Genomic DNA, 9,602 nt, shown 5'->3' with positions numbered 1-9,602 from the left:
CCAAGCAGACGTGCACAGAAAATAGCAATCAAAGAACGAAATCTAAATCCTGTGCTTGACTTGGAATTGTCCATATAGGACATTTCTATTTGGTTATTAGGTAGGACATTTCTACTTAGGAATAACAACACTTGTATATTAATATTTAAATCAATAACTTAAAAATTCCACCATGATCAAAAAATGCACAAAAAATGGCTTTTGTAATAAGCTGGTGAGTTTTTAAGCGAATCTGTAACATTTTGCCAGTAAATTTGATTAAAAAACGATCAATTTGGCGATCGGTGCCCATTTCATGCGGATCCAGGTTCCAAAACTATCCCCAATTGCTGTGGATGAAATTTAGGCTATTTTGTACGCTTTGGCTCACATAAAACTCGGCCCTTTGCGGCTACCTGAGACAGTGGAATTTTTCTATGATGAACTCATCGGGAACAGGAAGTTCCATACAAGAATAACAAGAGATAAGCACAAGGACTGTAAGGTACGACAGGAGTTATACCGAGCGAACCAATACGAAAAACCCCGGCAGGATGCCGGGGTTTTTTATTATCTAAACTTTTTAAATTAGGGTTGGATGGGCATCCAGAATGCGAATTAGAGTCGCTGCAGAACCAGTCGGATAGCGACGGCCTTGTTCCCAGTTTTGTAGGGTTCTCGCGCTGATATGCAAACGTGCAGCAAACTCTGCCTGAGTTAAGCCAGTTTTCTCGCGTACTTCTTTAATGTCTGGGAATTTAAGCTCAGTCACTCGATTTGCCGTTATCTCATTACGTTTGATGGCGCCAGCTTCTTTGATTGAAGCAGTCAGATCATCAAATAAGTTATTATCCATGAAACTTCTCCTTCACTCATTGACGCAGGATCGAGGACTCTTTGTCTGTCAGATTATCCTTCACAGACTTTGAGTAGCTATTCAAAAGCTCCATCAAACTATATGCGCTTCAACCCTTAATTTTTGAATAAATTAGGGCGAAATTGTAATGCGCATACTTTGAAATCACTTTGTAAACCCACCCAACATCCTGGCCGAACTGGGGAACGAAATGTAACGCCCCAATCATAGAGCTCTCCCGAAGACATTTCTATTTGAATCAATGCTTTATTTTTTTCAAGAATCTTGATTCCTATCTTTTTCATTCCGGTTTTATATGACAAGGTTTTCCCTGATAAATAATATGAGGAGTCATTTGAAGACTCTATAAAACATATACCAATATGGAGGTTTTTGTCTTTTACACTTACTCGACAAATCGTACTTCTTGCTTCTGCATAAATAGTCTGTGAAACTAGTAAAATGAATAGAAAGAGGGATTTAAATAATACTTTTTTAGTATCTACTTTCATTATAAGTAGCCTTTATATAATTTTTAAATAATATATTATTTAATAAGGCGGATTCAAGCGGCAAGTGCAACAGTATAAAAACCAGCCATAACATCACTGGGCGTATACCATCCCAGTGTCTTTCTGGGGCGATTATTTAGAGCGGATTTATAACTTATAAAACTAGATTGAGTGGTCTAATTAACGGAACCACATCAGATATAAGCTGTTTAAAACTTAATTCTAATTGGTTAATAGGTGAAAAATGAAATTAGCAGAAGCTCTCTTACTTCGAAGTGATCAACAAAAAAAAATTATTTCACTAAAACAACGTATCAATGCAAATGTATTGGTACAAGATGGTGATCAACCATCTGAAGATCCAAATGAACTACTAAAACAAGTATTTTCTTTAATTCAAGAATTTCAAAAATTAAGTTATGCAATTCATGAAACTAATGCTTTAACAAAATTAAATGATGGCCGTTCTCTACTTGCTTTATTGACTTTGCGTGATGAATTTGTAGAACAGCACAAAACCCTAACTGCAGCAATAAGTAATACATCTCGTGAATCTGATCGTTATAGTACGCGGGAAATAAAGTGGCATAAAGTTATTCCAGTTTCATCATTACAAAAACAAGCTGATGATATTAGTCTTAAATTACGTGATTTAAACGTGTTAATTCAGTCGAATAATTGGAAAATTGATTTGATTGAAGCCTAATAGTCCTTTAGATATAATCAAGTTGAACATACTGGGCGAGTACAAGATCCCTTACTTCCACAACATAGGATTGTAAATAAAGTGTAGTGGCTTGCAAAGCAAGTGGATAAGCTTAAAATTTTAAGTACAAATCAATCCATCACTTGGCATAACTCAAATCTTTGTGCAAACAAAGTTACACGTTACTTATAACTACCATGTACTGACAGTATGTTCACCTCAATTACTAAAAATAAAGAAATGAGCAAGCATCAGCTCAACTACATTTCTATTTTTAATTCAGTTCGGCTTTGTTGTATAAAGAGCTGAAAGATAGACTTTGAAAATTATAAAAATCGGAAATTTATGATATAAAAAATGTGCTCGACGATGTCGAAAAGCCGACTTGTTTCCAAGTCGGCTTTTTTAAGCAACTTTGTAATATTCTCTCAATGATAATAGTTTAAAAAGTAGGTATTTATTGATTTTTACTATTTTATCAAAGACTCTATTTCGAAAACTATCCCCCAATTTTTGTGGGTTAAAGCTTACAAAGATATCGGATTTTTTGGGTTATTTGGAATAGGACTAAGTTGCCTAGCAGATTGGTATATATCACAATTTTATGATTTATATAAAATAAGCAAAAAGAATTTCACTATAAGGAAATCATGAGAAAAAAGATCACCTATCTAGCTGGGGCTATGACCATAGTTTTACTAATAGCGGTAATTAAACATGAAAATGAAGTAAAGGGGGATGAACAATTTAGATATTTAGATTCCATAGCATCTAAGCAACCTTAGTAAAATTGCACTTATATTTAGAAATACTAGATCATATAAAAACCATTATTTAACATAAAAACTCTTATACGAACTTCCTTATTTATTTCAAAAAACCCCTGTCGTACACTTGTACTAATCTTCAAAAAAGTCAGGTAATGCATCAAAACAAAATTAGACACAAATAAAGTTGTTCAATTAAATTATCTACATTATGTTATTGTTTTATATTAATTATTTTTTTAATAGTGTAAAACTAATTCAGTAAATAAAATTACATTTACGCTTCAAAAAAACCCCTGTCGTACACCTAAAAGCTCAAAAAAAAACCCCTGTCGTACACCTACAAATATATTATATTTGTTCTATATCAATAACTTAAGATTAGTTTAAAAAATTGGTGTGTTTTCATTTTTGCTCGCTTTTTTTTTAAAAAAAAAGAAAAAATTGATCAAGAGTGTAATCTATTTCAGTAAATCACTGATCATTATTCGAGCAAAAATATATTTTTCTGCGTAATGAAGACTGTTCTTTTAAATGACGAAGCGTTAAAAAATGATTCTTATTCTATATATTATTGAAAATAAAAGAATAAAAAAAACACTGTTTATTTTTTAAACAATTTCAATTTTTAACTTGTTGTTTTTTATAAAATAAAAAAATTAATGGCTGCAACATAAAAGTACCCCATTGAAAAATATATTTTTTATTGACTATTTCTAAGTAATTTTCATGCTAACTAGCTGTTATATGGCAAGAATATAAATAAGAGTTCCTGCAATCGGCGGACGCGAAAACATCTGCAAATTTGCCAGTTTTCCAAATTGCTTATAAATAGACTTTGCCAAAATATGAAATGAGCTTTCCTGCGTTAATCGTGCAGTGGGCGAAACTTTCTAAACTTTGTTTTCAGGTCCGTGTGCATGAAACAGCCATTTCATGCTAAAGACCGTGTAGCTGCATACTTCCGAAAGGGCGTTGGTGCGGCTGCGAAGGGCACTGGACGGTGAGATTCCGTTCTTTGACCCAATCACTCTAAATTGGCTTTGGCGTATGAAATCGCTGTGAGCCGGTCAAATAGTTGGGCGACACTGAAACGGGAACCTTGGTGACAAGGACAAACCCTGCTTAACAGAGAGTGTGAGTATCTTCACGGAATGATAGATGCGTTAGGAACACACGTTTTTAGCTTCAATTCCTTAATAGGGCTAAATGCGTTGCACACTGGTGGGCTTATGAGGTTATGGCGACATAACAGGGGCGTGAGGAGAAATCTGGAACGCTTGGTACACAGGGGTTGGCCGAATTGACTTGTCGTGATGACATATTCGGTTGGCTGCTGTGATCTATGGATAGCTCAAGCCAGTAAAGGTGGCACTAAGGAAATAATATGTTGTGTTATTAGTTATGTAATTAATCATGATTAGTAAATGTTGTACTTCATATTATTAAGCATGTTGCTTTGTGTAGGATAAGTGCTTTACCCGTAATGAAATTTAATATCGGTTACTAATGAGGGTTTTTGGAACTCTTACCTCAAAAAAAGGGAATAGCTGATATCAGGTGGAACGGATAAGCGTACTGTCCGTCATTTTAATTAATTGCTGTTTATGGATTATTTAATTTGACAAAGACTGTTAATGCTAAAGTGGGAATCTCTCAAGTCGATGATTATATACGGTGGCTCCGTAATATAGGCTTTTCAGATCGAAAACACTCCTAGAGGGTGCTATAAGAACTGATTAATGAGAGAGGGAGAATTGCTGAGTAGGTTTAAGTTAGGTTTTATTCTGATTTAATTAGGTCACTTCGAGCGAATAAAAACGTAAGGGGTGGGTGAACGAAAGGCAATACGGTGCATAACCGGACTGAGAAAACAAAGTTTACCAGGTGAGAGGTGTGGCAACCTCGGCCGCTATGAAATGCGGCAAACCTGTTGGCATGGAAGAAAGTGAATAGACATTAAACATCCTGATGTAGCGGTCGGATGAATAATATTTCACAAGTAATCATTAAGAAAAAGTGCGTTGGTTACGTTAAAGTTTGCGCTTTGAAATAACTCAGTTGTTCCGGAGACGGATCTGCTGTTGACTGATTTTTGCGATGATGCAGCCGCAAGGCTCTAGTGGGATGATGTTATATAAAATCGTGATTGTGGAACTAAAACACAATTTGAAGTGTGTATTTTGTGATGTGTAGAAATCAGGGCCAGCTTAGTCTTGATGGAGGATCCATAAGAGTCGCTTCCACTGGGAACAGTGAAAATGTCGTAAGTTGATAACTGCGAGTTCGTTCTAGTCGCGAATTAAATAAATGATTAGCGTTAAGCGCGTTAGTTTCGTGAATTTGAACACGACAAATCAAAAAACAAGGCAGCCTCCCAAGGAGGCTGCCTTACCTATGATTAAAAGCCTCTCATTTGCGTTTTAAGCACTTTTTTCAAATTAATGCAGGGATTCTTTGTAATCAGTAAAAAAATCGCGCATACCCCCTATTTTTTGCGTCTAATCGTATATTCAGAGCGAGTGTCTACGAGCGAACATTGAAAAGTCGCGCCTAGACTCCCTGAAAAACAATTTTTTACTTTGAAAATTTCAAAAATAGTAAATCACTTGCAAAGAATTGATAGCTAGGTCGAGCGAAGCGAGCAAAAAAGCTCTATGAGCAAAGCGAATTCCGAGTAGCTTTTGCTTTTTTTTAAAGTCACGAAAATATTAATCAAAAAATTGCCCCTCGAATCGAGCGAAAGCGAGATTCAATAGAGTTTGAGCGTAGCGAAAACCAAGGGCAATTTTTCATTCTCTGGGCTTTTAATTATTTTAAAGTTTTTAAATGCTTTTATACCCATTGAAAGCCTTATAAATAAAGAGTTTCAGACCTTATAAAGATAGGTTTAAGGGGTTATAAAGATAGGTTTAAGGGGTTATAAAGATAGGTTTAAGGGGTTATAAAGATAGGTTTAAGGGGTATTTGAATAGTTGGATTATTGACTATTTAAAATAGGTAATATATAACCTATTTAGATTAATAAGTAACCTAAGAATCATGACGAATACTAATAAGTTAGTTGTAAAAGATAATGCCCTTATTGATGCTTCATTCAATTTATCTTTAATAGAGCAACGGATTATGCTTCTAGCCATTGTTGAGGCTAGAGAATCAAGAGATCTTTCCCCCGACACCCCTGTAGAAGTATCTGTCAGCGACTATATCCATCAATTTAAGGTAGATAGTAATAATGCTTATGCCTTGCTTAAAGATGCTGCTAAAACATTGAAGCGAAGAGAGTTTAGTTATTTAGATAGATATAAGGGCATAGAAGCTCTTTCAACTGCTAACTGGGTTAATAAAGTAACTTATGTAGATAAGAGTGGTTTAATTGTTTTATATCTTAGTCATGAAGTAATTAGTTTGATTAGTAAGCTAAGTGAACAATTCACAAAATACTATATCGAACAAGTTTCTGATTTTAAAAGTAAATACAGTATCCGTTTATATGAGCTTATTATTAAGTGGTTAAGCGTTACTAAGACTGAAAAATACAATATCAATGATTTGAGATCAAAGCTTGGGCTTAGTGTTGAAGAGTATTCAACTATGTCTAATTTCAAGTCAAATGTTTTAGACAAAGCAATTAGTGAAATCAACAAATACACTGATATAACGGTTGATTATGAGCAATTTAAGAAAGGAAGAGTAATTACTGATATCCAATTTTCTATGAAATCTAAAGTACGACCATCTAAACAACCTAAAACGGTCCAGCAATCTTTTTATCAGATGAGTGAATCACAAATTAACTTATTTGGAAATCAACTATCTCGTCTGCATGAACTATCTCATTTAGCAAATCAAGGTGAAAGCTATGAAGAGTTAGCTATTAAAATTAAAGATATGTTGCGAGATCCACAACAACAGAAGCAATTATTCCCTTACTTAAAGAACTTAGGCTTCAAACCTTGAGTGTATTGAAGAATACACATATTGTATTCTTCAATACGTTTTAGAATACACAGCAATACACTATGAATACAGCTACAAAATACAGTGTTAGTGATGCTGCAACACTGTATAAGAAATCTAGAGCTACACTCTATAAAGACATAAAAAACGGGGTATTAAGTCGTGATCATGATGGGTTTATAGACTTTTCAGAATTACTTAGGGTTTATGGGGAACCATTTGGATCAAAACAAGTAAAACGTATCGATACGTCTTCAATACAAAATCAAAATACACCCGAATACATAGATAAAACAGTTGTAGAACTCAAGAATCAGATCGATTTCTTGAAGAAACAATTAGAGAAAGCCGAAGATCGGGAAGCCAAAGCGAATGCTCGTATCGATACGCTTCTTACACTCATTGAAATGAAGCCCCCACAAGCCAATATGACTACGTTTACCAATCAAGAACAACCTCAACCGAATGCAGCTCAAGTACAACCAGAACCTAGTACCGATGATACGAAACATGACGGATTGACTACTGTCGAGCCTAAACGGATTCCGATCCCTGAACATGTGGAATCTGGACCGAAGAAAAGAGGGTTATTAGGACGTTTAACGAAGGCCTTTTTTGAGGACTGATTATTCACCTACGCTAAAGAAAACCGTGGAACATTGTTCAGTTATTGATCGTGGAACGTGAAAAATCATTAAAAAAGCCCACCTTGGGGAAGATGGGCTAAAAATAGAAATCTACAGCACTGATTTCTAAAGAGAATTATAACGCATTTCGTATAAGGTGTATTATGTTAATTTTAGTAGAACTAATAAATCTATATATTTGAAAATGTCATTTTACTCAATTAAATACTCTTCAGATATTTCACACTGTTCAACAAAAAAATGATCATGTGAAACTAAAATTACAGCGCCCTGATATTGGCTAATAGCCTGCGATAGAAGCTCTCTAGACTCAATATCTAAATGATTTTCTGGTTCATCAAGCAATAATAAATCAATACCATCAGGATAGTGACTCATTGCTAATAATGCGACTTTCAATTTTTCACCACCACTCAGTTCTGATAGTTTTAATAAAGCTTTTTCACGACGAATACGTAACTGACCTAACAAATTTCTCCACTCAACTTCAGTAAGATTGGAGTTATAAAGTGCAAGGTTTTCGATTACGGATAAATCATTATTTAATAAACTAAAGTTTTGATCTAAATACAAACATGTTCCACTAAAGAAAATATCATCACGTTGATGGGTAGAAATCAATTTCAATAAGGTTGATTTACCAATTCCATTAGCACCTTTAAGATGGATTTTTTCGCCAGCTTTCAATGCAAAATTAATTTTATTTGTTGCTGTATGGGGTAGCTTTAAATCATGAATTCTTAAAATCTCTCCTTGCTTCGTACTCTGTAAGTGGAATTTAAACTTCTGAGCTTTGATTTTTTCTACAATGGTCTGCCTATTAATCAGACTATTTTTCAAATCATCAGTTTGTCGAGTTTGTTGGGCACGTAGCTTACCTAAGCTTTGTCCAGCATTTTCCTTTTTGAAATCTAGAAAAATCTTTGCTTGAGAATTAGAATCACGAAGTTCATTGCCTTTAGATTGACGTTTATTCGCTTTCATTAAGCTATCATGTTGCCGTTGTTTTAACTGCTTTAATTCTTTTTTCTCATTATTAATAGACTGAGTTAATGCATCCATGTGTAGCTGATGCTGTTGAATGTAATGCTCATAATTACCTTTGTAGTGTTGTAAGCCTAATTCAGTTAAAGCATAAATATGTTGGACTTGATTGAGTAATTGGCGATCATGACTAATCAGGCATACACCACTAGGGTGTGCCAAAATACTCTCAATTAACCATTGTCTAGATGTTGAGTCTAAATGGTTGCTTGGTTCATCTAAAAGTAGATAGTGATCCTTTTTTAAAAACAAACGACATAAAGCCAGCTTTGTTTTTTGTCCTTCACTCAGTTTTTCTGTTGGAAAGTTCAAATCCGTAGGTAAGTCAGCATTTTCAAGTATATTTTGCCATTTTTGTGGTAAATCCCAGGTATTTTCAACTAACTCATAATCATCAAAACTAGCTGTATTGTTCTCTATACGCCGAAAAGCATGATGTAAATGATCTACCTCTAATGCTTGTGCAATATTTTCAGCATTAAGGCGTTCTAATTGTGCCAAATAATCATGTTGGATATTCCATGAAACTTGACCACTATAATGAATATCTAAAGCTTGGCTTTGATCTAATATTCTGAACAATAGGGATTTACCTAAACCATTACGTCCAATTAATGCAGAAACCTGTCCTGATAAAAGCGTAATGTTTAGCTGATCAAACATTTTCTGTGTAGAAAATTCTAAATTTAAGTTTGAAGCAATACATGCATGTTGCATAAAAAATTCCTCATGTAGAGGATATGCAAAATAGTGAAGATTAACTTATAAAAAACAATATATTATTTAGGATATAAAGTAGAGACCAAGAATATATAGCCACAAGTAGAATCTATTTTGCACATCAAAAGTTTAAAAATAATGATGAGAAAATGACTTACTTCATTGGCGTTACTCTTGGGAGGATGATTTGAATAAGGTTATTTTATAATGATAAGACAATCTGTCAAGCTTGTACTAAAGCTTCTAAAAGTTATTTAACATAATGGCTGTTATACGAAACGAGAGTGTAACTCCAAAATAGAAATGTCCGGTTTCTCCAAAGTAAAAATGTCCGCTTTTAGAATATGCACTTTTGCAATTTCGTTAGCGGACGGTTTGATATGTTGGTGTCTATGTCGGATAAAGAACTTA

The 9,602-nt window shown here is 34.3% G+C and carries 7 protein-coding genes; 3 read left to right on the top strand and 4 right to left on the bottom strand.

Features of this window, described 5'->3' with window-relative positions:
* Nucleotides 1-145 precede the first annotated feature (145 nt).
* From FTV12_RS15845 to FTV12_RS15835, 3 genes are all read right to left on the bottom strand, one after another.
* Nucleotides 146-292, bottom strand: coding sequence for a hypothetical protein (locus FTV12_RS15845; RefSeq protein ID WP_180034319.1), 147 nt, complete (start codon nucleotides 290-292; stop codon nucleotides 146-148).
* Between the two features lie 270 nt (nucleotides 293-562).
* Nucleotides 563-835, bottom strand: a complete 273-nt coding sequence (nadS, locus tag FTV12_RS15840; RefSeq protein ID WP_180034318.1) for a NadS family protein — start codon at nucleotides 833-835, stop codon at nucleotides 563-565.
* Between the two features lie 116 nt (nucleotides 836-951).
* Nucleotides 952-1,347, bottom strand: coding sequence for a hypothetical protein (locus FTV12_RS15835; RefSeq protein WP_180034317.1), 396 nt, complete (start codon nucleotides 1,345-1,347; stop codon nucleotides 952-954).
* Nucleotides 1,348-1,591: 244 nt separating this feature from the next.
* Between FTV12_RS15835 and FTV12_RS15830 the strand changes: the two genes are divergently transcribed.
* The 3 genes from FTV12_RS15830 (at nucleotide 1,592) to FTV12_RS15820 (ending at nucleotide 7,406) form a co-directional block, all read left to right on the top strand.
* Complete coding sequence (locus FTV12_RS15830) at nucleotides 1,592-2,053, top strand: DIP1984 family protein (protein ID WP_000761345.1); 462 nt, start codon at nucleotides 1,592-1,594, stop codon at nucleotides 2,051-2,053.
* A gap of 3,809 nt (nucleotides 2,054-5,862) precedes the next feature.
* Nucleotides 5,863-6,780 carry a replication initiation protein RepM gene (gene repM, locus FTV12_RS15825; RefSeq protein WP_180034316.1) on the top strand — a complete coding sequence of 306 codons (918 nt, stop codon included), beginning with the start codon at nucleotides 5,863-5,865 and terminating at the stop codon, nucleotides 6,778-6,780.
* A gap of 62 nt (nucleotides 6,781-6,842) precedes the next feature.
* Nucleotides 6,843-7,406: a plasmid replication DNA-binding protein gene (locus tag FTV12_RS15820; RefSeq protein WP_180034315.1), complete on the top strand. Its 564-nt coding sequence runs from the start codon at nucleotides 6,843-6,845 to the stop codon at nucleotides 7,404-7,406.
* A 213-nt stretch (nucleotides 7,407-7,619) separates the two neighbouring features.
* Here the strand turns inward: FTV12_RS15820 and FTV12_RS15815 are convergent, their stop codons facing one another.
* A complete protein-coding gene (locus FTV12_RS15815; protein WP_180034314.1) occupies nucleotides 7,620-9,188 on the bottom strand; it encodes an ATP-binding cassette domain-containing protein in 1,569 nt (522 codons plus the stop codon).
* Between the last annotated feature and the right edge of the window lie 414 nt (nucleotides 9,189-9,602).

It is taken from the genome of Acinetobacter sp. YH12233, from assembly GCF_013417725.1.
Lineage (GTDB): Bacteria > Pseudomonadota > Gammaproteobacteria > Pseudomonadales > Moraxellaceae > Acinetobacter.
The sequence above is the reverse complement of the archived record's forward strand: the minus strand, read 5'-3'. Positions and strand labels throughout refer to the sequence as shown.

What these genes read in the sequence shown, in the direction of transcription:
- FTV12_RS15845 (WP_180034319.1), bottom strand. Translation starts at nt 292, where the DNA reads ATGGGCACCGATCGCCAAATTGATCGTTTTTTAATCAAATTTACTGGC.
- nadS (WP_180034318.1), bottom strand. Translation starts at nt 835, where the DNA reads ATGGATAATAACTTATTTGATGATCTGACTGCTTCAATCAAAGAAGCT.
- FTV12_RS15835 (WP_180034317.1), bottom strand. Translation starts at nt 1,347, where the DNA reads ATGAAAGTAGATACTAAAAAAGTATTATTTAAATCCCTCTTTCTATTC.
- FTV12_RS15830 (WP_000761345.1), top strand. Translation starts at nt 1,592, where the DNA reads ATGAAATTAGCAGAAGCTCTCTTACTTCGAAGTGATCAACAAAAAAAA.
- repM (WP_180034316.1), top strand. Translation starts at nt 5,863, where the DNA reads ATGACGAATACTAATAAGTTAGTTGTAAAAGATAATGCCCTTATTGAT.
- FTV12_RS15820 (WP_180034315.1), top strand. Translation starts at nt 6,843, where the DNA reads ATGAATACAGCTACAAAATACAGTGTTAGTGATGCTGCAACACTGTAT.
- FTV12_RS15815 (WP_180034314.1), bottom strand. Translation starts at nt 9,188, where the DNA reads ATGCAACATGCATGTATTGCTTCAAACTTAAATTTAGAATTTTCTACA.